Here is a 24,290-nt window from a genome sequence, read left to right on the forward strand (position 1 = left end):
TTTGCTTTCTAATTATTTAATTCAGCAACTAAAACGCCCAAGTATTCTTATGTGCTTGGTTTGATTGAAATTTTCCCGTGGCAGGGCTGCGCCCTGCACGCTATTTGTGCCAGTTGCGTAAGTCCTGTAATCTTAGAGCTATCTTTTGGAATTAAAGTTTGTTTTTCTGCTAATCTCTCTTAATTTGTTTAAAATGCTGTTAAACACTCTGAAAGCCGATTTCCAAATTATTTTTGAGCGAGACCCAGCTGCAAGCAATTGGCTAGAAGTATTGTTTTGCTATCCGGGATTACAAGCACTATTTTTTCACCGAATAGCGCATTGGCTGTATTGTCTAAATTTACCATTAATTCCTCGTCTGATTTCTTACTTTAGCCGTTGGTTAACAGGAATAGAAATACACCCAGGAGCTAGAATTGGTACCCACGTATTTATTGATCATGGTATGGGCGTTGTAATTGGAGAGACTGCCATTGTAGGTGACTACTCCTTGATTTATCAAGGTGTTACGCTTGGTGGCACTGGTAAAGAAGTAGGTAAACGCCATCCCAGCCTGGGAAAGAATGTCATTGTAGGTGCTGGTGCAAAAGTCTTAGGAAATATTCAAATTGGTGATCATGTTCGTATAGGTGCAGGTTCTGTTATTTTACAAGATATTCCTTCCAATTGCACTGTGGTAGGGGTTCCTGGTCGGATTGTGCGTTACCAAGAGCAATCAGCTGACTGTCTTGAGCATCACAAATTGCCAGATCCACAAGCAGAAGTAATTGACTCTTTGTTTAATAAAGTGCGATTTTTAGAGAGAGAAATTGAGTTTTTAAAAGTAGTATTGCTGCAAAACCAAAATAATACCGCAGCGATTGAATTGTCAAAAACTTCTTTTCCTGAAGTTCATCTAGCTATTGCCAATAATTCAGACTCAAAATCACAATTATTAAATTTATGAAATCTTATTTAGCTGCTGCTATTCAAATGACCAGTGTGCCTAATTTAGAACAAAATTTGGCTCAGGCAGAAAAACTAATCGAGCTAGCTGTAGCTCAGGGAGCTACATTAGTGGGTTTACCAGAAAACTTTTCTTTTATGGGAGAAGTAAAGGATAAACTTGCTCAAGCTGAAGAGATTGCTTTTGCTAGTCAAAAATTTCTTAAACAGATGGCTCAACGTTTTCAAATTACTATATTAGGGGGTGGTTTTCCAATTCCCACAGAGGATAAAAGCAAAGTATATAATACTGCTGTACTTGTTGATCCTAAAGGTCAACAAATTAATTACTATCAGAAAGTACATTTATTTGATGTGAATGTTCCTGATGGCAACAGTTATAGAGAATCTAGTACAGTTGTACCTGGAAAGCATTTACCTTCAGTCTATGTTTCCCAAGAGTTGGGTAACATAGGAGTCTCTATTTGTTACGATGTACGTTTTCCTGAGCTATATAGGCATATCGCCAATAAAGGCGGAGACATTATATTTGTTCCTGCTGCCTTTACTGCTTTTACTGGTAAAGACCACTGGCAAGTTTTACTTCAAGCCAGAGCAATTGAAAATACTTCTTATATTATCGCTCCCGCTCAAACAGGAATTAACTATGACCAACGCCAAACTTACGGTCATGCAATGATTATTGATCCTTGGGGAGTAATTTTAGCTGATGCTGGCGACAGACCAGGAGTAGCAATCGCACAAATAACTCCTGAGCGTCTTGAGCAAGTTCGCGCTCAAATGCCATCTTTAAAACATCGAGTTTTTATCTAGCTATTCAGTGAGAATTGATAGTTCAGTCTGTATGAGGTTTAAGTAAATATTATGAGCCTAGAACTTTATCACTTTCCCGACTCTCTTTGTTCTCAAAAGGTACGTATAGCTTTAGCTGAAAAAGAGCTTGAGTGGAAAAGCCACATTGTGAATTTGTTGACTTTTGAAAATTTACAACCGAATTATATTCGGATTAACCCTAAAGGAGTCGTACCGACTTTAGTCGATAATGGTAAAGTAATTTGCAACTCAGCTATTATTCTTAACTATCTTGATCAAAACTTTCCTGAAATTAGTCTTACACCAACAGATCCAGCGCTACAAGAAAAAATGAACCAATGGATCAGCCTTCAGGACTCTTTTCCAATGCGCGAATTAATTTATGGCAATTTGAAAGGCATTGACGGGTTTGTAGCCCGTCGCTCAGTCAGGATGAAACAAAATATTATCACTAAGTTGATGCGTGAGTATCCAGACCTGAACAATCAATATGCCACTAAGCTGAAAGATGTAAAAGACTGGAATATCACAGTTTTAGATAAGGCAAAAATAGGAATCATCAATGAGAAGATGAATCCAATTCTTGATAAGATTGAAAATGAAGTTAGCAAAAGTATGTGGCTTTGTGGAGATGAATACTCTCTTGCTGACGTAGTTTGGACAGCGGTACTTAATTATTTAGTACAACTTCAAATTGATGATCTTGCTATTGATAAAAACCGCAAAGCTCTAAGTCTATATATAGAACGCTTGAAAAGCAGGCCTAGTTTTAAGATAGCAATTAAAGATTACCTTGAAGCCAAAGTTATGCAACCAATTATCTTGGCTGGTTTAAAAAGAATTTTTCTTGGTTTTTGATCGTTTATTCTTTTTAAATCAAGTACTGCTAGCGATAGTAGCATCAACAATCTCTATTAACCGTTACTAACCATTTGTAACGGTTGGTGGATCATAAATTAATTGGTCGGCAAAAACTTTTAAAGATTCTCATAAACCACAGTCGCTGAAATCTTCAAGTAAGCCGCGTCACGACTATAATTGAAGCGATGGCTTCGCCAACGCCAAGGGCGAACGCGGCAGTATTCTTCAAAAGTCTGGTGCGTGGAACGGTATAGCCGTCTGTCTCTCAACTCCATTAACGCCTGACCCGCTGACAAAAATGCCCTTTCTACCTGACGTTCCAATTGCAAACGTAAGCTTTGTTCTTGGTCGGTCAACTCTCTTACTTCAACAGCCGTCACCGTAATCGTTGCTGAGGCTGGGTTATCCTGTCCAGAAGTATTTTTCTGTGCAGAGTCGGTTGCTGGCTTTGGTTCACCAGATGCCGCAGGGGTAATCTTCTTGCGTCTGGATGGTGGTTTGTTCATTATTCCACCTCCAGGACAAATTGGCTCGTAGCAATATTGAGTTGTGTCATCATGAAAATAGAGTTTTTATTTATACCCCCATTCTTGAAGTAGACTGGGGTTTATTGTTGCTTTTTATATTTTGCAGTTTTAAAGCACTACTAAGTATGAAACATCTTAAAAAGAGAACCCCCTAAACCTGGAGTTGCCTCTATACCGAACGGTATAGATATCTCTTCCCTCTGCTCAAGAGCTTGCCTTCTCTTTTCTGAGACGCTACGCGAACACGAGTAAATTTCTTGTCCGAACCCTATTGGGTGTGATAATGCAAGAGCAATTGTCTAGTATTTCTCATCCAGATAGTAACATTACCCAATCAAACCCAAATGCCGATGGAATGCTTCGACAGCATTCGCCACACCATCTTCACCCCGAATTTTCTCACCCAACTCCTGAGCTTTAGCTTGCATTCCCTCATCACGCAGCACGACTTCAATCGCTGCCGCTAGAGTTTCTTCTGATACCTTGTGGTACGGTATCGGTTGTGGGCTGACTCCCAACCTACTTAGCTTTTCACCCCAAACTGGCTGATCTGCAAAGAAAGGTACAGTAATTGATGGTATCCCCGCACTTAACACTGCCGCCGTTGTACTAGCTCCTCCGTGATGTACTACTGCTGGCACTTGGGGAAATAACCAATCGTGAGGAACTTCCTTGATCACAAACACTCGTAGCGAATCTTTTACATTCACTGTTCTTCCAACGTCACCCCATCCTGATAATATAATCCCGCCTTGACGTGTTTTCTTTAAAGCTTCCACGATGTAGTGTGTGAGATATTCTGGATTGGGCATCGTCATACTGCCAAATCCAAAACACAAAGGTAATTGCTTTCGTCCAAGAAAATCCTCTAGTTCCAGGGGTGGCTCGTATTCCGAGGCTTGGTCAATAAACCAGAAACCAGTTACATACACCCATGCAGGCCAATCACGGGGTCTTGGGATGACGTGCGAACTAAATCCATACAATACAGGGATTCGTGATACGTTTGCCGGAGTCTTCTGTCTGAAACGTCTGCCCAAATATGGTACAGGCGGCAATTTCAATGTCTCGGTTCTGAAGGAGTTTATCAGTTTTCGATGCTTTTGCCAGTACAAGAACTCTGCAATGAAGTAGCTGCCATAGTTTATCGCTTTCTTTAGCGGGTTTTTAGCTATTTGAGCAAATCTCAAAAACCCAAACATCCCTGTGGGAGCCAACGGCAGAACTGATGCAAAAAAGCAGGGCACGCCTAATTTCTCTGCTATGTGATATCCCCAGTTGGCTAGCGGCGTGTAGATAATCACTTCACTTCCCTGACACGCTGCCCACGCTGACTGCAATTGTTGAAGCAAAAGCTTATCTCCTTCATAAGGATTCAACTTTTCTCCCGCAATCAATCGCTGCCCTTGTTTCGATTGCAAAAACTCTTGAATATTTCCAGGAATCGGCGCAAACTTTAAATCGAATTTCCTCACAAATGGCTCAAAGTTCTCATGCGTTGCAAGCGTTACTTCATGCCCCGCACGTTTCAACCCGATAGCCAAAGCACAGTATGGTTGCAAGTCTCCTCTTGAACCTACTGTTAGGATCGTAATCTTCAGTTTACGTTTGGGTGAACTATGGTTCAATTGCTTTCCTTGCGCTTGATAAATGTAGTCATTTAAATTACTAGAAAAGACAAAATATTAATAACCTACAGCTTGCCCAGCAGGTTTACGGCTATCATTAACACCATAAAGTAACCCAGTTTTAGGGTTCACCATAATAGATTCGGCTGCACCCCAACGAGAAAAAGGAATGACTCTATATCCCATTGACCACAAATCTTGAATAACATTTGATTTCAATGTATATGGTTCAGTAATTACTACATTTGGTATCCCTTGATAATGTATTCGAGGAGCGTTCACAGCTTCAGTAATATTCTTGTCGTAGTCAATTACATTAGTAATAATTTGTAAAACAGTTGTGGGAATTGTTGGCCCACCAGGGCTACCTGTAATAAGGAAAACTTTGCCGTGTTTCTTCACAATAGTGGGGGCCATAGAACTGAGGGGACGTTTGCCTGGTGCAATTATGTTAGCCTTTCCTTGTACTAAACCATAGTTATTAGCCACACCTGGTTTGGATGTAAAACCATCCATTTCATTATTAAGGAGGAAACCAGTATTACCCGCAATCACTCCTGCTCCAAAGTTGGAATTAATAGTATAAGTTACAGCTACGGCATTACCATGTCTGTCTTGAATGGAGTAATGAGTTGTTTGTGTTCCCTCATAAGATGTTATTTCAGAGTAGAGAGGCTCTGGAGGAATGGCTTGTTTATAGGGAATTTGGGAACGGATAGAGGTTGCATAATTTTTCGACAAGAGTTTCTCAACAGGATTATTCACAAATTGAGGATCTCCTAAGTACTTATTACGGTCGGCGTAAGCGTACAACATGGCTGATAGCATGTAATGAAGACTCTGTGAAGAATGCCAACCAAGTTTTTTAAGATTATAACCTTCTAAGATATTCAGCATTTGACACAAGGTAGTACCGCCCGCTGGAAGTGGAGCAGAAATAACTTCATGCCCACGATAGTTGCATCTCAAAGGTGCGATTTCGGCGATCGCATAGGTGTTAAAATCTTCAAGTTTCAGGATACCACCTTGTTCACGGCTGGCTTTAACGATTTCCTGTGCGATTGTTCCTTTATAAAAGGCATCAGATCCTTGAGTTGAAATCAGATTTAGAGTCTCAGCTAAATCTTTTTGCACCAAGCGATCACCTACTTGATAAGAATACTTGCCATTTTTCAAAAATATATTGGCAACATTAGGTTGAGTTTTGAACTTCGCAGTTCCAGTTTTTAACATTTGAATATCTCCCTGCTGCAATTCAAAACCTTTAATAGCAAGTTGAATAGCTGGAGCCATAACCTGTTTACGAGTCATTGTCCCATATTGAGAAAGTGCATATTCAAGTCCTTTAACACTTCCTGGAACTGCAACTGCAAGATAGCCTTTAGTATTCACTCCTCCTTTCAACTTACCTTTATTATCGAGGTACATAGTGTGAGTAGCAGCTAAAGGAGCCTTTTCACGAAAATTAATAAATGTATCTTTTCCATTAGCGAGGTGAATTAACATGAAACCGCCTCCGCCAAGATTGCCACAACAGGGTTCGGTTACTGCTAAGGCATATCCTACAGCTACTGCCGCATCAACTGCATTCCCACCTTCTTTAAGAATTCGCAACCCTACTTTAGACGCTTCATGTTGTGTAGTAACGACAATGCCATTCTTATCTAATACATTAGGGTCTGAATTTGAAAGTGGAGTTTGGCTACAGTTAGTAGATGGAGAATAGTTACACCCAATAAAGCTTAAGAGTTTATAAACATAAGTTAATGGATGATAAATACTGCCAAACACTGCCATATCTGCAACAACAAGAGAACTAATTAATGCAGTACCAACAGCAAAATACTTTAAACATTTTTTCAATCTTTTATGATTTCCCATTTTATGAACAAAATTCAAATAATAACACTTAAATTACGTATATAGCGTTAGTATATGCCATAACACACTATTATTTATACGTTGCTCAAATTAATTTTAAGATTAGTTGGAGGATATCACAATAAGATTGGAAGGTAATTGGATTACAATGCTTCACAAATCACTTCACAGATGGCAATTGTCAAAATATCAATTTTTCTAATAATAGAGATAATCACTTAGTTGAGTGACACAACATCACTGACACATCAAGCCTTATCCGAGGCCAGAAAGGGCTGAAGCTTAAATTGCGCCAGGGGTTAGAGGATGGGCGGAACTTGTACCAAAACCTGGCTTCTAGTAGTCCACCAAGGTAATTTTGCTAGGTAATACCCTCTGAGTGATAAACTAGTCAAAAAAGGGGTTGAGCATGGCAAAAAAATATATTGTAGATTTAAGCGAAGATGAAGTTTTACAATTGCAAGCAATCCTCAAAAAAGGAAAGCACAAAGCAAGAACTATCACCCGTGCAAACATTCTTTTGATGGCGGCTGAGGGAGAAACGGACACGGCGATCGCTGCCACAGTGCGAGTTCATGTTGCTACGGTGGAAAGGACAAGAGAAAAGTTTGTTATTGGCGGATTAGAGTTTGCTTTAAAGGATGGGGAACATCCACCAAAATCTAAAAAATTGGATGAAAAACAAGAAGCATTTTTGATTGCGACTGCTTGTTCTAATCCGCCAGAAGGAAGAGTGCGTTGGACAATGCAATTATTAGCAGATCATTTAGTGAACGTTGGTATCATAGATTCAATCTCAGATGAAACAGTACGTCAAACTTTAAAAAAAATGAAATTAAGCCTTGGTTGAAAGAACAATGGTGTATTCCAGAAGTAAACGCAGAATTTGTGTTGCGGATGGAAGATATATTAGACTTATACAATGAGCAGTATAATCCGAAAAAACCTGTGTTTTGCTTGGATGAACGCCCATATCAATTAGTAGAAGAAGTAAGACTTCCAATACCCGCAGAACCAAGACAGCCTGAGCGTTATGACTATGAATACAAACGCAACGGAGTCGTAAATTTATTTGCTTTTTTTGAACCTTTGGCAGGGTGGAGACACATTGAAGTCACGCAGCGTCGTACAAAAGTAGACTTCGCTAAACAGTTGAAAGATTTAGTAGATGTTTATTATCGTGATGCTGATGTAATTCGTTTAGTAGTTGATAACCTAAACATTCATACTCCAAGTGTTTTATATGAAGTTTTTTCTCCACAAGAAGCACGCCGTATTATTCAAAAAATAGAGTTTCACTATACTCCTAAACACGCTTCTTGGCTGAATCAAGTAGAAATTGAATTATCTGTTTTATCTCGCCAGTGTTTAGAACGGCGTATTCCTAATGCAGAAACATTAACTTCTGAGATTGCCGCTTGGGAGAAAGAACGTAATCAACAAAAAGCCAGTGTCTATTGGAGTTTTCAAACTAAAGATGCTCGCAGAAAAATGCAGCGTTTATATCCGAGTTTAACCTAGCAAAATTACCTTGGTAGACTACTAGGGTAGGTGAGGCAATCGGTGTGGCTGATTCTGACCTGGAACGGATATCTAGAGCAGTGGCAGGTCTGGGTCAACTTCTCTAATGGCTGCAAATCTGTTGTTTGCAATTGGTTGGTTGCCAGCATTTAGCTGAAACATTATCATCTAAGCCCAACCCAACAGCAGCTAAAGTGCTTGGGTCAGGCTTTGTGTGCCTGCATTCTACCTAAATCTGAAGTCTGCAAAGGAGATGCACTCCAGGTTAGCTCATATCTTGCACCTGGAAATAGTAATGTAAATTCCATAACTAAGTGCTAAAGGTCGAAGCCCTTCAATATCCAGTAGTAATAAAGACAAGACTAAATGAGGTAGAAAAGTAGAGAGTGCAAGAAAAGCAGTATTTTCTTGTTCTTAGTTAATACTGATTGTTTTTCTCAGGTGCAAGATATGGGGCAATCTGAAGCAAAAACGCAGTTTTAAAGCTTTTTCAGTTTTTAAGCATTCAAAATCAAGCAGATAAGCATCAAAAACTTAAGTTATAGGTCAAAATCATGATTTTCACTTGCGAAGGTAGTCCTAAATTAGCAATTCTGTAAAAGAAAGTTTTATCAAGAAAGGTAGAGGGTAGGCAGGAGGCAAAAGCTTTTATGAAATTCTGATTCCTGCGCTGTTGCCCGCGCATTGGAAACACAACGACCTCATGGTTTGTTTAAAAAGCCGTCATTATTTATTTGTTAAAGCCAATTTAAAAGGAAAATAAATATTTAAATTTATATATACTTATCGATATACATATTTTTTAAAGTGCAACTTACTTCCATCCCCGTAAGCTATATTTTCAGGATTTTATGCAAAAAAAAATTAGTATTTTTATAAAAATAGCAATAACGTTAATATCTTTTTCTCTCTCCTACCCATCACAAGCCCAGATTAAATCAGATATTACTTTACCAAATAATAGCAGTATAGAACAAGAAGGAAGTACTACCATTATTGGAGGTGGCTCCCAGGCAGGAATCAATTTATTTCACAGTTTTCAAGAGTTTTCTGTTCCTACGAATAGTACTGTTCTATTTAATAATGCTGTGAATATCCAAAATATTATTACTAGAGTTACTGGTGGCTCTATTTCTAATATTGATGGTTTAATTCGAGCTAATAGCGCAGCAAGCTTGTTTTTGATTAATCCCAACGGGATTATTTTTGGAAAAAATGCACGATTAGATATCGGTGGCTCATTTTTAGCAAGTACAGCTAGCAGCCTTAAGTTTGCAAATAACTTTGAATTTGGCACTACAAACCTTCAAGCAACACCTCTGCTAACTATCAATACTCCTGTTGGACTACAATTTGGAAAAAATCCTGGAATAATTAGAGTACAAGGCGAGGGTCATCAACTAATCGGGCCACCATTTTCTCCACTTATCCTAAGTAATAACTCAGGAGGTATACAAGTACAGCCTGGAAAAACTCTAGCAATTATTGGAGGCGATGTATTTTTTGAGAACGGTACGATAAGAGCAGAAGGAGGGCGACTTGAATTAGGTAGTGTTAGTGGCAATAGTTCAGTCAGTATTAGTCAAACTGTTTCTGGCTGGCAATTGGGCTATGAAGGTATACTCTCTTTCCAAGACGTTCGCTTCAGAGGACGTTCGCTAGCTGATGTTAGTGGAACTGGCAGTGGTTCTATACAAATACAAGGACACAGAGTTACACTTACTGATGGCTCAGTAATTTTAAATCAAAATCAAGGACTACTACCAGCAGGTTCATTAAAAATAAATGCTTCTGAATCTTTAGAGGTGGCAAGTGGTACTGATCCAATTGCTAGGACTGCCAGTGGTTTGCGAAGCGAAACTTTGGGATCTGGCAAAGCTGGCGATATTGCAATTTCAACTAAGCAGATAATTATTCGCAATGGAGGTCAGATAAATAATATAACCTTTGGTGCTGCACCAAGCGGCAACATAAGTATTGATGCTTCTAATTCTGTGCAATTGATTGGGGTTTCGCCTCTCAATCCTGGTGTATTTAGTACTATCAGTACCGCAACTTTCAATTCTGGAAACACAGGTGACATCAGAGTTTCGACCGGACGATTTGTTGCTATAGATGGAAGCACTTTATCTTCTTCAAGCTTTGGAACTGGTAGAGGAGGAGATGTAACTGTGAGTGCAACTGACCTAGTAGAAATAATAGGAGCTTCGCAAATAACATCTCAGCCGAGTATTTTGTCGTCCACATCACTTAATGCTGGCAAAGCCGGTAGCTTAATTATTGATACTTCAAGATTGGTAGTTAGCGATGGAGGAAGGGTTGACGCTTCCACCTTTGCAAGTGGTGAGGGTGGAAGTGTTATTATTAATGCTAACTCTGTAGAGGTGAGCGGTACAATACCTGGTTCTGAAGAACCTAGTTTAGTGAACGCCAATGCTAGTATCGTCACTTCAACTCTACAAGAATTATTCAGGCTCCCTCCAGTACCTTCTGGAAAATCTGGAGATGTGACAATTAATACTGAGCGGTTGAGTGTCACAGAAGGCGCTCAAGTTAGTGTTCAAAATGACGGACTAGGTGATGCAGGAAAACTTGAAATTAACGCCAATCAAATCAACATTACAAATAATGGAGGTATCACTGCAACCTCTGCTGTTGGTCAAGGTGGTGAGATTGAAATCAATTCAAATGCTCTACAACTGCACGGTGGCATCATCTCTGCAACTGCGGGGCAGCAAGGCACTAATGGTGACGGCGGTGATGTCAACATCAATACTAATATCCTAACTGCCTCAAAAAATAGCAGTATTACAGCTAATGCATTCGAGGGGCGCGGCGGTAATATTCAGATAAATGCTCGTGGATTATTTTTATCTCCCGATAGCTTTATTACCACAAGTTCACAGTTGGGAGTTGATGGTACAGTCCAGATCAACAGCTTTAACGTTAATCCTGCTGGCATTAAAGCAGCCCCAGAAATCGTTACAGAAACTCCTAATATGGTATCTGGTTGTGCTGCACAATCAGGCACAGGAAGTGATATCTTAATTGTCGCTAGCAACAGTCCACCGCCTAAATTTGACGAACATCTAGACAGTCAACCTATCTGGCAGAAAAATTCTGTTTCATCTAAGTCCGATGAACTTTCATCTAAGTTACAGCTATCAATAATTAAAGAGACTACGGAAATTGTTGAAGCTCAGAGTTGGATAATAGATTCCAAAGGGAACGTCGAATTAGTTGCGATAGCGCCTAATCAAGCTACACCTGATAGCTTTTTTTCTACCATTCCGTGTACATCGGTCGATTCTGTAGCAGAACTTTCCTATCCAGCAACACAGTAAAGCGATGATTAAATGGAAATATTGCCTAAAATATGCTCTTTTAGGCATTCTAACTTTATCAATAGTTTTAACTCAATCGTCTCTATTGCTAGCTCAGTCAACGGAGAAAGAAACACATATACAACAGGCTGAACTTTTAACCCAAGTGGGTAGAAAACAATTAAATCAAGGTCAAGCAGCAGAGGCTCTTGACAGTTGGCAACAAGCCACGAAAATTTATCATCAGATCAAAGATGCCGAAGGTGTTAGTGGGAGCCTGATTAATCAAAATTTTGCCTTGCAAAAATTAGGTTTACACTCTCAGGCTTGTGAGAAACTTGTGGAGGCTCTAAAATTAAATAATTGGAATTGTAACCCAACGATATTAGAACTTACCGAATACGAGAAGTCTCAACTGATAGCAGCAATACATCAGTTAAAAATAACACCAATAAGCTTATTGGGATTACAAAGCATGGGGCAAGTTCTACGCTTAGTTGGCAAGTTAAATGAATCTGAACTAATTTTGGAAAAAACACTATTATTCGCTAAACAAACACCTTCAAAAGAAATTAGCGATATTCTACTGTCATTGGGTAATACAAAACAGTCCATCTATCAACGAGCGCGAGATGAATACAAATGGATAGAGGAACCAGTCTTTAGAGAGACAATTGTAGACTCGATTCCACAGAAGGCACAGGAGTCACTTGATATATACCAACTTTTAGTAGATCGGACAAGTTCTCCACAAGAAATAAAACTACAAGCGCAACTGAACCGTTTAAACTTATTACTAGACTTTGATGAATGGCTAACAGACAAACCTAAGCTAGTGAATACTCGTACAAAAGTTAATCAGCAGATTCAACCTTTAGTAGATATTATATTGCAAAACTCTTCAGTTTTTTATCAATTGTCGCCCGAACAATCTATTCAAGCTCAACTTAAATTTGCTAAAAGCCTAAGCAAAACTCAGAATCAATCATTACAATCGGTAGCTGTTCAGTATACTACATCCGCCTTAGAAATAGCTAAAAATATTAACAATCAACTTTTAAAATCTAAAAGCTTAGGTGCTTTAGGTAAGTTAAATCCATACGAATCGCAAACATATTTTGAAGAAGCTTTAAGTTTAGCTCAGTCCATTAATGATGCAGATGTTGCTTATGAATGGCAACAGCAGTTAGGGAATTTATTCCAAAAACAGGGTAAATCCAAAAGAGCTATTCAAGCTTACGGTGCAGCCATTGATAGCATAACACAAGTTCGTGATAATCTCTTGCATAGCAATTTAGATGCACAGTTTTTCTTCTATGAGAAAGTAGAGCCTGTATACCGGAATTACATGCGACTGCTGATAGCAGAACAATATCCTAATTTTGAACGCAAAGTAATAAAAACCAACCAACAGCTTCAATTAGCACAGTTGGAGGATTATCTAAAGTGTGGCAAACTCGACCTTATTGCTTTAGATAAAATTGATAATTTCGCTGGTGCATCAGCAATTATTCACATTATCGACCTAGACGACACTATACAAGTATTTGCCCAATTCCCAGATTCTTCTATTCATCATCATTCTGCTGATTCCAAGTTAGTCAAAAATCATGTTAATGCTCTGTTAAGCATCTTACAAAACAAAGAGCTTATTTCCAACGGCAAGAATCTTATTATTCCACATTCTCAAGCACTTTATAAGCAGCTAATTGAACCTCTTAAGAAATCTTTGCCTTCAAGTGGAACTTTAGTATTTGTTCTAGACAAATCTTTTCAAAGTTTACCAATGGGTATACTTTACGATGGAAAAGATTATTTGTTTCAGCACTATAGCTCCTCAGAAACTTTAGGGTCTAAAGTTCGCCAGCCTCAAGCTTTATCTCAAAAAGATTCAAATGCTCTAATTGGTGGAATTTCCACATTTGCTCCTAGCTTTTATGACCCTGATGCTCCTAAAGGACTAAAACCTCTACCTGATGTGGAAGCAGAGATAGCAAATGTTAAAAAACAAACCAATTCCTCAATAGGCTTGCTCAATAAAGAATTTAATACCAAACGCTTTAGTGAAGAAATGAATAAAAAAGACTTTACCATTCTTCACTTAACAACACATGCTCAATTTAGCTCTATTTCTAGAAAAACCGGATTTTTAACTTGGGATGAGTTAGTCAATATTAGGCAGTTTGGTATTTTGCTAAAGGGTAAAGCTCAAATCCGTCAAGATGCAATTGAGTTATTAGTACTAAGTGCGTGCCAAACTGCCAAGGGTAATAAGATATCAGCATTGGGAATTGCTGGTGTAGCAGCGCAAGCAGGTGCGAGAAGTATAATAGCCACTCTGTGGTTAGTAGATTCTAAATCTAGTGTTGTTCTCATGAATGAATTTTACAAAAATCTCAAGAATGGTATTCACAAAGCAGAGGCTTTAAGACTTGCACAAGTAAATTTGATGGCGATTCCTGAGTACAATAACCCTTATCATTGGGCCCCTTATCTACTCGTAGGAAGCTGGTTGTAATAGTCTACTAACTTTAATCCCTCTTGCACCTTCCTTAACTCAGTTGAGTTGTTACTAGTTTTCACTAACTCAGATGCTTTTAAATATTGACGCTTTGCTTGGTCTAGTACACCTGCCTGAAAATAGCGATCGCCCAGTACTCTGTACACAGTTGGATTCTTAGTACCTACTGAAACAACATTGTTTAACTGTTCAATTGTTTCATCTAAAAGGTCTCTTGACATAAATATAGCATCAAAGTCAAGAGCAGCTTCATCTGGAGGAAGTTTTAATTTACTAATTTGGTTGACTGCATCTTTAATTTGTGCAACCTCATTCTGTGGTAACAGAGAGATTACTGACGGATCTCCACCAGTAATTTTGTCTTCCTTATAAGCGAAAACAAGAATTTGGCATGTTTGCCCAGATGCAAGAGGTTTTTCTTCGGAAGGGTAAGCCAATCTCGTTTGATTTATAACTCTTTCCCAACTAAAATCATAACAATCAAACCTTACTTTATAATAAGTAGCACTTGTAACAGGAAGCCAGACAATTTCCGGGCGTGGTTTTAATGTTGGCATAACATAAGGATAAATGATTGTCGGCTCATCGTTTCCTTCTGCTCTGCCTTTTGGTGTTCTTGAGCAGAAGTCTCCGTTACCTGTGTAACAAGCAGACTTAGACAAATCAGGTTTGGCACATATATCAGAAGAAACAACTCCACTTGATAAATCTAAAATTTCTCCTGTACTGAAACAGAAAAATTTAATCCTACCACCATTTAAAACTTCTATTTTTTCTCCATCACAAACTAAGCTTCCCGCTTGAAGGCGTTTATCGCCTGGAGATATTAGTCTTCCACTTAACTCACAACGAACCTGATTTCTTCTAGTTCTGGCTAACGGTACACCTGCCAGCAATAACGTATCTTTAATGAGTAGAAAGCTTAAGCAGAATCCTGTTAAAAATTTTATACTTTTTTTCATTGCTTTCAATATAAATAACCTGTTTATATCCAGTTATTATATAGGCTTAGTAAGTATATTTATCTCTATATAAAATTTTGTTTATAATAAATATCTGATAAATTTATTTAGAGGATACTATTTTTTAAGTATCCGGTCTAATAACTCTTGCCTCCAGTCGAAAACCTCTGGTAAAGTAGACTTGGCTAACAGACACACTTCTATATAAATTCTGGCGGTATCTTTTTCACCTAAAGCTTCTTCAACTTGAGACAATAAACAGGAAGCATCTGTTCTTCCATCTAATTGAATCGCCTTTTCTAAATATTTTTTAGCCTCGCTTAACTTATTCTGCTTCAATTTTGCCCAGCCTAAATCTTTATACAAGGCTGCTTGTATTTCAGGATCTTTAGTTTTTTGCAACCCTTGTAAGGCTAAGGTAATTGCTACATCATGCTCATTATTTATATTTTTCAATCTTGATAAAGCAGCTACAGCAAGTACCGCTTTATTACTTTCTTGAATAGCTAATTGATATTCTTTTTCAGCTAAATCATATTTTTGCTGATCTTCATAAAAACGTCCTAACCCATAATGCCCTTGCCAATTATTAGTCCTAAGCTTAAAAGCTTTTTCATAATTTTCAGTTACACACTTATTATCTCGCAAATCTTGGCAAACTAAGGCCAAATTATTATATGCAGAGGGATCTTTGGGGTTGTATTTAATTGCTTGTTCATAATACTCTCTAGCTATCTTAGAATTATCTATATTTCGAGAAGCTTTATTAAAGTAAAACTCCGCAATACTAAGTTTTAATTGAGGATTAATTTTAATAGCCCAACCGAAAAGCTCTTGTGCCCCCTGAGAATTATTTACTGCCTCTAACTTTCGTCCTTGGGCTACTAAATAGTTTGCTGCTAGAGGTAGAAATAGAAAGACACCCCCAACAATTCCTAAACCAATCAATGTATACTTGCTGTACTTAAATACTTTAGAATTAGCTAATTTATAATTTTTAATTTGCTTAGGCAGTTTTTCTAACCTCTGCAAAATTACTTCAGTCGTTTGCGGCCGTTGCCCCGGCAAAGGAGCCATCAACTCATCAATGAAATCAGCAAAAGGTTTGTCAATCTGCGGTGCTTTATCTCTCCAAACTAGGTTTCCTGTTTTTTTATCTGTTGGCAAATCAATTAGTTGAGTAGCAGTAGTCAAGTGGACAAAAGTCCGACCCAAAGCGTAAAAATCTGACTGGGGTACTGCTTTACCATTTACTTGCTCCAGGGGGGAATAAAGAGGGGTGCTGATAGCTGTAATTTCATATCGTCCTCCCCTACCTGTACTAGTACCTCCACTACCACTTACTTTTGCTAGGTAAGTGTTAGTTACTTGCCGTGCTGCACCAAAATCAACTAATGCTAATTGACCACTTGGCTGAAGAATTATATTAGAAGGCTTAATATCTCGATGAAAAATATTAGAACGGTGTACTGTATCGAGGATATCAACCAAATGTCGTAGCCATTCCAATGCTAGAGATTGTGAAATTGAGCTATTAGACTCCAACCATTCCTCTAAATTTTGCCCCTCAACTTTATCCATAACTAAGCAATACAATGTTAAAGAATTATTGCGAGGAACTAAAGCAAAAAAGTCATCTATAGTGCTTCTAGGAATACCGCAATGTCGGATTATCTGTAAACAAAGAGATTCCCGCTCTATTAGTTCAACCAGCTTAGGCGAACTCCATTTCAAAACTTTCATGACTCGTTGTTTGCGAACAGGATTCCATTGAGTACCAGCGTCATCTACTTCAAACACTTCAATGTAATTGTACGGATCATCAGTGAGCGCTCTCAATGGCTTGACTAAGCGGATGCGATCATTAATCAGTAGCGAAGTCCCACAATATAGGCATTCTTTGACATCATCAGAATTAGGATTTTGGCGGTGATTGCAAAGGGGATTGATACAGTAACTCACTGAACCTCCTTACGCAACAAGCTCTTAGCACTTATGCATAGCGAGTTACGGATACAAAAATTTAATGTATATTTTATCACTTTTTCTCTAGGTGCCGCTTGATATAGAAAAAGTTTTCAGTAAACCTATAAAAAATTTTTATGATACTTTTTTACAAAAAATAGTAATAAGTTGAAGAAACAAAGTATATTGATGTGATGCAATACGCTCCTAGATACTAATCATAGTCCAGGAAAAACTCTTTATAAACGTTTTCTAAATCTACGGAAATAGCAAGTCATGGATTTTAGTACCATACAAGAACTGAATTCACCTGCCCTTTCCTCAGTTATCCCAAAAGAACGGAGGGAAGGGCAAATATCCTTGGCAACAGTAAATTTTGAAGCTGCACTACTTGTAGTAGATAATTTGGTGTTTGCCAAAAGGGGGAAACACCTATCTGAAGCAGAAATTATTGTCCTAAAGGGAGCATGGGATGATGATGATTACGAAGAAGTAGCGGAAAACTCACCTTATAGCCTTAACTACTTGCAAAGACGCATAGCTCCTCCTTTATGGGATTTACTCTCCGAAGCTATTGGCAGTGGAGAGCGGGTTGGAAAAAAGAAGCTGCGGCGTATTTTATTAGAGCAGGTTACTAAAAAGTATCCTATTCAATCTGTGTCACAATCTGTATCAATTGAAAAGCAAAGACCCTCTGGCAACAAACTAGTACAAGTTACGGGAAGTTACCTGCCTGACATATCCAGTTTTTATGGACGGACAAAGGAACTAACCCGTCTAAAGGAACTAGTAATCGAGCAGCGATGCGTATCACTCGTAGGAGTGCCGGGCATTGGTAAAAGTGCATTAGCTGCAAAACTATTAACAGAACTTAGTATAGAATCTCAACCTAAATTTGATTGCTTCATTTGGAAATCGGTGTCCTATGCACCACTACTTCAGGACTTAATAGCCGATTTAATAGAGCTAACTCAACCTATAGAACCTGAGCCAGGCTTACCTAAATATACTCAGGCAATGGTTACTGTGTTAATTAAGCAGTTGCAATCACAGCGCTACTTCATAGTATTGGATGAATGTGAAGCCTTATTTCAAACAAGTAATTTAGAAGATAGGCTAGAGTACAAACTATTTTTCCGCCGCTTAGTAGAGGAGCAGCATAAAAGCTGCTTGTTTTTGACTAGTCGAGTTTGGCCTAATGAGTTCGATGTACTGATAGAAGCTGATCGACCTATTCAGTATCTCAAGCTTGAAGGTTTAGATCCCGATGCAGCCATGCAGTTTTTATCTACCTTGGGATTGTGCAACGAAGAAAAGCGCTGTAGTCAATTAATTCGAACTTATCGCGGTAATCCTTTAGAACTAAAAGCAGTTTCCAATCGGATTCACCACTTCTTTGCAAGTAGTACTGAAAAATTCTTTCAAGATCCAACTACACTCGTTAGTAGTCGTTTTCAAGAAATGCTCAATAAGGTTTTTGGTCAAGGGTTGAGTAAAATTCAGAGACAAATAATGATTTATCTAGCAGATAAAATAATCTTAAATTTTCAATATATTAGTTTCAGTAAATTATTAATTGAGTTAAATCAAACCCAAAAAATATCTATTTCTACATCAGAATTGATTACAGCATTAGAAGGGCTTGAAAAAAACTCATTAATAGAAAGTAGTAAAGACCCAACTACAAAAGAAATCAGTTTCACTCTTCAACCAGTAATTAAAAAGTATATTACGACAGATCCGATGGGGTTAGTACATACATCTAATGCTTCACCAACATTAGCAATCGCATCTTAAGAGAGGTACCTATGATTGCAGGCAAACTAGAAATCACAATTAAAATTAACGAACTGCCACAACCTAAAATCATAAAGAACGATTGGCAGCAGCTTGATATAGACTGTGACGAATGCATCATAACAATCGCACTTAAACCTAAACCAAAGGTTTACAAAAAACTGACCAATGCCGCCAGTAATTATCTACAGTGGATAGCGGCAATCATTGGTAAACCTGGTCAGCAAACAGAAAACGGGTTCGTGCTGGAGGAACCCAGTATACAAGTTTTTGAGAGCAAGCCCAAAGCAGAAACGACCTCTGCGTTAGGTGCTGCTTTTTGAAAAAGTGATTACCCGATCAGGGTAAGCTGGAACAAACACTAGTAAATACGAAGGAGTGAACAGACAAAAAATCAGAATCTCGCTAGATACGAAAAGGCCACAAGTCATCTAAAATCAAGCTAGTTGAAAGGAGGCATGAAGGTGAAAAGCTTACAACAATACCCACATTTAACGCAAAAAGCGCCACTAAGGAGTAGCGCTTCGTGCGTGGCTTAAATTTCATATAACCTCAGAGCGGGGTTGATCTCGAAGGAACAAAATAAGTGGTTGTTAAAGTTTGGACGCTTGAATTACCGCTAACTTTGTCCGACTGAGTTAAATCCGCGCTGCTTTCCCTATTATACAGGGGTTGTCACCAGATCGTCGAATTTTTGGTGGCGGATTTTTGGCTGTTGAAATTCTCAATTTAGCAAAATGTTAAATTTAGTTAAGAATCACCCCGAATTTTGTAGCTAAAAGATGTAGCAGCGCGAATAACAGTTACCAGTTGCCAGTTATCAATTGGAATTTACAATCCTTGATAAATGTCAACTGTTGACTGATAACTGATACAACCCCCTCTGAAGCTTGTCAACCAAGTTATCAGGGAAAAATATCGTGAAAAATGACTTATGCCCAATACACCTTGGTGTCGGGATTAAGGTGACATCAAAATTTTTTTCAAACCCCTCTCCTTGTGCTAATGACGGGAGAGAAATATGCTGACACTAGATAGAGAAGAAACCAAATCAGCACTTGATTACGATGATCTTAATAGCAGTATCAAAGACACCTTCGCTGCCATAGACCAATTTGAGTTGCAAGCAGTAGAACAGATTCGCCTCATGCATGACGAGCGAATGTACAGAATCGCTGGGTACAAAAACTTTGAACAATATTGCCAAGGCGAATTGCATGTATATGGTGGCTATCGGCGTATAAATCAACTATTAGGGGCATCAAAAGTGATCTCCTTTGCTGGCGAGTTTGGGTCACAAATTAAAAATGAGCGCCAAGCCCGTCCTCTTTTAAGGTTAGCCAAAGAACCAGAAAAACTTATTGCTGCTATAAAACTGGCTTTGTCATCAAACCCAAACCCTAGCGAATCAGATTTCGCAGTTGCCGCAAATACAATTGCTCCAATGCCAAAAGGAAAAAATAAATTCCTTCAGGAACCATTGGTTCCGAAAAATGCCATCACAATTTCATCACCAGAACATCCCCGTTATGGGGAATCGGGAGTGATTTGTGCAGACGCACCGAATAATTCGCAGCAGATTGTGACTTTCGCTGATGGTGAAAGGCTGTTGGTAAACAATGCTGATTTGGATGAGGCAATTGTGTCCGATTCGACTGAGCGAACTTATCCACCAGAGTACTCCGAAGCGATCGCTGCACTCAAAGAGCAACATAAGCTTGAGCTTGAGCGCCTTTCTCAGGAATTGAGGATTGGACTACAAGCAGAGGTTAAGGCTAGAGCCGAAGCCCAAGTCAGTGAGCAAATCCAATCTCTGCAAAACCTGTACAGGCAACAGAAGGAGGAAAATATCCAGTTGCAGCAGCGCTTAGACGAGATGGAATCGCTACGGCAGTTGGAAACTGAGAACCAGCAGCTAAAAGAGCGCATTCGGGATTTGGAAAATGCTCAAGAACTGAAGACTGGACAAGATTGGGAGAATACTTACACTAAACTTCAAGCTAAAGCGCTAAACAAGAAGGTTCAGGAACCATTGGAGAAGACAATTGATTTGAGAACTCTGGCACTTGTTCCGCCCAAAGAAAATGCGACTGAATGTCTGCGCCTCATGGGTATGGCATTGAAAAACCTAAGCGTTGCCATGAACAATACCCAAGCTCTTGAGGCTGCGGCGATAATTTTGGGTACTAGTCCCATACAGTCAGCCATCGAAACAAGGATGGAGCAATTACAGATGCTACCTGTGGCTATTAGGGAAATTAGACAAGTACTTGCACGTATTGAGTTTACATGGCTTGACTTTTGGGCTGTGGCTGAAAAATACGAGGTGATAAAACCTGACTACTGGGCTGAACTTACTACCTCCGAGACTGATTTAATCACACAAGCCCAAAAAAACAGTGAACAGTTAACAGTAAACAGTTAACAGTGATAACTGATAAGCTAATCGTCATTCATTTTTCCAGACTGACTCGCTCGTGGTAAGCGGCTCTAGCCCTGGGTCTATGCAACTTAAATGCTCATTAGCTTAACTGATAACTGATGACTGATAAGCGAACAATTCACAATTCGCAATTCGCAATTCGCAATTAAAGACAAGAAATTACTTAATTGTTGAATTGTTAATTAACGGGTTTGGGAGCTAACTCTGATTTAGAGAATCAGTGAACTTAATTCAGGGGTGGGTTCAGAGCTAACTCTGAATTCAACTGCGTTAGCGCAGCGGTAGCGACGCAGGAGCGTCATTGCGAATTGGAAATTGCGAATTGCGAATTGGAAATTGCGAATTGCCTTGACTGCGGCATAGGTGCTGCAAGTCGCTCACAAAGTCATGGAAAAATTTAGGAGAAAAGTGAATACAACAACTTCTATTGCACTTAACGGTGGCAACAAAGAGTTCTTTGAGCCTAAACCTGATTGCAAGGTATCAGTTGACCAGAGGGAATACCCGATTGAATACCCAAACAATCTCACGCTTGCCGAGTACCATGAGTTGCTAACTGGTAGCGCCATTCATCCAGCACTAATTGAGCGCAACTTCTTCCACATCGAGGGAGAAACAATTTATGACTACCTGTTTATCTCCAACAAAATCCCTCGAAAAAATGCAGGTCGAGTCACGGATGCATACATAAGGCAATATCAGCATCTATTGCTGGGGGGGACATGGATTCAATCCCTTGACCCCTTCAACAATTGGCAAGCAATGGAGTGGGGGCGGATTAAGCCGAACTTCCCCCGTATTGATTGGGAAAAAGGCAAACCCGTCAAATACGAGTCACCACCCAAAACCCCCAACCGCGTTACCTACTTTGATGTCGCTAACCCCATCTGGGACAAAGTTGCAAAACGCTATTTAATTAAGCGCTATCATTCACTTTTGGCGCTGCGCTTACTGGATCAACTCAATCCGCTAATATTTTGGGAGTGGGTAAAGCAGCACCCAGAGATTCCCATTATTTTATGCGAAGGGGAGAAGAAAGCCGCTTGCTTGCTGAGTCTGGGGTTTGTAGCGATCGCACTTCCGGGAATTTGGAACGGGCGCGTGGGCAAACAGGATTTTGATGAACGGTTGCATCCTGACTTAGTACCAATGGCTCAGGCGGGGCGCAAGTTCATAATTCTTTTTGACTACGAAACTTCTTCTAAAACCAGGTGGTCGGTGTTTCAAGCCACTGTTCGCACTGCAAAAGCAATCGAATCGGCAGGTTGCTTTTGTGAAGTTGCGCTGTTGCCGGGGCCAGAAAAAGGCGTTGATGATTTTGTAGTTAGTCGCAGTGAAGATGCCAATGCACTACTAACTGCAATTATAGATGATGCTAAATCACTTGCCGATTACCAGCGCTCATATCGGGCTAAGAAATGGGGACTTAGCAAATACAAACCAGATGTCACTGTTAATGTCAAGTATCTCTCTGAGGCTTTGTGCATTCCTGAACTTGAAGAAAAATGCTTGAGAGTGCCTGAGCTTTATGAGCTTGAAAAGGAACAACTTTTCACGCCATCTATAAAAGGACATCCTCCAAACAAGGAGTCTACCGATTCTGGCGGAGTTGATTCAGACAAATCGAAGAAATCCCCTACCTTCAATTTCCCAAAATCAGGGCTAGTCGTACTCTGGAGCGACATGGGCACTGGTAAAACTGAACTTATGCGCTGGTGGCGTGACCAAAATCCTGATGCCAGATTTCTCAACAATGGACATCGGGTTAACTTGTTGAAAAATCTTGCCGAACGCTTGCGGACGGCGATGTACTCCGACTTGGGTTACACAGGTTTAGCCCAGGCCCAAGCCCTTAGTATTACTATTGACAGCTTGCATAAGCTGAATACCCAATCTCTCACCTACGGCTGCATATTTATAGATGAAGCCTGCCAATACCTCACCCACTTACTACACAGTAATACTTGCAAACAACATCGCGCCGCCATTTTGGAGGTACTGGAATATATAGTATACAACGCGCCACTGGTCGTCATCGCTGATGCACACATGGATGATTTAACGGTAAACTTCTTTCTTGCAATGCGACCACTCGGTGAAGTACCTTACATCATTAAAAACGAGTGGCGCAACGGTTCACGCACAATTTATTGGTACGAGGGGGATAATTCTAGCGCCATAGTCGCCCAAATCTCGGCAGCGCTGATGCTTGGTGAGAAAGTCATGGTTGCAAGTGACAGTAAGCGTTTTATTAAGAAACTCGACAAGTCCTTTACTATCAAATGCGAAGAATCTAACTCCGAAAAATCACATACACCACAAAAATGGCGCATCTGGTCGGTTCATTCCGATAATTCTGGCAGTGATGAGAATGTCGCTTTCATCAAAGATATCACCAACGCCGTCAAAAACTTTGATGCCTTGTTCACCTCTCCCAGTCTCGGTACTGGTGTCGATATCTCGGAGTATCATTTTGACTTAGTATTTGGTGTCTTTCACGGCGTTTCCCAAACCGCTACCGAATGTGCCCAACAACTGTACCGCTATCGTCCAAAAGTCCCGTTTCATATTTGGGTGGCCCCGCGTCCTCCCTTTGGTTACAAGGATACAAACGCATCCAAGATTAAAGAGCGCTTGCTCCAAACCAATGAAATGACTGCTTTTCTGTTGCGGATTGACCGTCAAACAGGCAAGCGGGGTGCAGAGAAAGATTGGGCGCTTGAGGCTTACTGCCAAATTATGGCTAACCGCCACTATTCTCTCAATAATCTGCGTGATGACTTGCGCTCGCTCCTCACCGAAATGGGCAATACATTTATATGTGTGGGCAGTGAAGATGATGAGCAATCTCTTGAAAATCTAAAAGCAGCAGCACAAGCTTTGGATAGTGCCCACAATTCGGCTGTTGCCAAGGCCAAGAATATTACTTTGAGCGAGTACCGTGCCCGTCAGAGCAAAGATTACCTTGACCCTAGCGAAATTTTTGAATGTGAAAAGTTCCGCATTTCTGATTCTTACGGCATCGAAGTAACCGAATCACTCGTAGAAATGGATAAAGGTGGTCGCTTAATAAGAGCAATTGCTGGACTTGAGGCCATTTTAG

14 protein-coding genes and 1 pseudogene are annotated in these 24,290 nt (G+C 39.6%); 10 read left to right on the forward strand and 5 right to left on the reverse strand.

Annotation, left to right across the window (positions count from 1 at the left end; genetic code table 11):
- Positions 1-196: 196 nt before the first annotated feature.
- From cysE to H6G96_RS36625, 3 genes are read left to right on the forward strand one after another with little or no spacing between them, the layout of a single operon-like run.
- Entirely contained in the window at positions 197-946 is a 750-nt protein-coding gene (gene cysE, locus H6G96_RS36615; RefSeq protein ID WP_190918946.1) for a serine O-acetyltransferase, read from the forward strand.
- Complete coding sequence (locus H6G96_RS36620; RefSeq protein ID WP_190918925.1) at positions 943-1,758, forward strand: carbon-nitrogen hydrolase family protein; 816 nt, start codon at positions 943-945, stop codon at positions 1,756-1,758. The genes cysE and H6G96_RS36620 overlap by 4 nt, the downstream gene beginning before the upstream one ends.
- 51 nt (positions 1,759-1,809) lie before the next feature.
- On the forward strand, positions 1,810-2,616 hold the full coding sequence (locus H6G96_RS36625; RefSeq protein WP_190918928.1) for a glutathione S-transferase family protein: 807 nt from the start codon (positions 1,810-1,812) through the stop codon (positions 2,614-2,616).
- A gap of 122 nt (positions 2,617-2,738) precedes the next feature.
- Here the strand turns inward: H6G96_RS36625 and H6G96_RS36630 are convergent.
- The 3 genes and pseudogenes from H6G96_RS36630 to ggt all read right to left on the reverse strand — a co-directional run.
- Positions 2,739-3,125 (reverse strand): annotated as a pseudogene (locus tag H6G96_RS36630) (hypothetical protein); the annotation flags it as partial.
- 347 nt (positions 3,126-3,472) lie between these two features.
- Positions 3,473-4,774: a glycosyltransferase gene (locus H6G96_RS36635; RefSeq protein WP_190918929.1), complete on the reverse strand. Its 1,302-nt coding sequence runs from the start codon at positions 4,772-4,774 to the stop codon at positions 3,473-3,475.
- A gap of 57 nt (positions 4,775-4,831) precedes the next feature.
- Positions 4,832-6,655, reverse strand: a complete 1,824-nt coding sequence (ggt, locus tag H6G96_RS36640; RefSeq protein WP_190918931.1) for a gamma-glutamyltransferase — start codon at positions 6,653-6,655, stop codon at positions 4,832-4,834.
- Positions 6,656-7,064: 409 nt separating this feature from the next.
- Between ggt and H6G96_RS36645 the strand changes: the two genes are divergently transcribed.
- The 3 genes from H6G96_RS36645 (at position 7,065) to H6G96_RS36655 (ending at position 14,017) form a co-directional block, all read left to right on the forward strand.
- Positions 7,065-8,176 (forward strand): IS630 family transposase gene (locus H6G96_RS36645; RefSeq protein ID WP_199339846.1). Its coding sequence is split into 2 segments (ribosomal slippage): positions 7,065-7,476 and positions 7,476-8,176, totalling 1,113 coding nucleotides; the frame shifts between segments, so codons are not numbered across the junction.
- A gap of 851 nt (positions 8,177-9,027) precedes the next feature.
- Complete coding sequence (locus H6G96_RS36650) at positions 9,028-11,520, forward strand: filamentous hemagglutinin N-terminal domain-containing protein (RefSeq protein WP_190918933.1); 2,493 nt, start codon at positions 9,028-9,030, stop codon at positions 11,518-11,520.
- Between the two features lie 4 nt (positions 11,521-11,524).
- The gene (locus H6G96_RS36655) at positions 11,525-14,017 is read left to right on the forward strand and encodes a CHAT domain-containing protein (protein WP_190918936.1); all 2,493 of its coding nucleotides are present in this window, start codon (positions 11,525-11,527) and stop codon (positions 14,015-14,017) included.
- On the opposite strand, the gene H6G96_RS36660 is transcribed toward H6G96_RS36655, so the two are convergent.
- Both H6G96_RS36660 and H6G96_RS36665 read right to left on the reverse strand, forming a co-directional pair.
- Positions 13,990-14,982 carry a hypothetical protein gene (locus tag H6G96_RS36660; RefSeq protein WP_242063573.1) on the reverse strand — a complete coding sequence of 331 codons (993 nt, stop codon included), beginning with the start codon at positions 14,980-14,982 and terminating at the stop codon, positions 13,990-13,992. The two genes, H6G96_RS36655 and H6G96_RS36660, sit on opposite strands and share 28 nt — an antisense overlap.
- Positions 14,983-15,099: 117 nt before the next feature.
- Positions 15,100-16,944 carry a tetratricopeptide repeat protein gene (locus H6G96_RS36665; protein ID WP_347242325.1) on the reverse strand — a complete coding sequence of 615 codons (1,845 nt, stop codon included), beginning with the start codon at positions 16,942-16,944 and terminating at the stop codon, positions 15,100-15,102.
- Positions 16,945-17,223: 279 nt separating this feature from the next.
- Between H6G96_RS36665 and H6G96_RS36670 the strand changes: the two genes are divergently transcribed.
- From H6G96_RS36670 to H6G96_RS36685, 4 genes are all read left to right on the forward strand, one after another.
- A complete protein-coding gene (locus H6G96_RS36670; protein WP_190918938.1) occupies positions 17,224-18,744 on the forward strand; it encodes an NB-ARC domain-containing protein in 1,521 nt (506 codons plus the stop codon).
- A gap of 11 nt (positions 18,745-18,755) precedes the next feature.
- Positions 18,756-19,067 (forward strand): fertility inhibition FinO-like protein, encoded by a 312-nt coding sequence (locus H6G96_RS36675; RefSeq protein ID WP_190918940.1) that lies wholly within the window; start codon positions 18,756-18,758, stop codon positions 19,065-19,067.
- A 698-nt stretch (positions 19,068-19,765) separates the two neighbouring features.
- Entirely contained in the window at positions 19,766-21,169 is a 1,404-nt protein-coding gene (locus H6G96_RS36680; RefSeq protein WP_190918942.1) for a hypothetical protein, read from the forward strand.
- Between the two features lie 525 nt (positions 21,170-21,694).
- The coding region (locus H6G96_RS36685) for a plasmid replication protein, CyRepA1 family (protein ID WP_347242326.1) at positions 21,695-24,290 on the forward strand (2,596 nt) is incomplete at its 3' end.

It is taken from the genome of Nostoc sp. FACHB-892 (assembly GCF_014698795.1).
Classification (GTDB): domain Bacteria; phylum Cyanobacteriota; class Cyanobacteriia; order Cyanobacteriales; family Nostocaceae; genus Nostoc.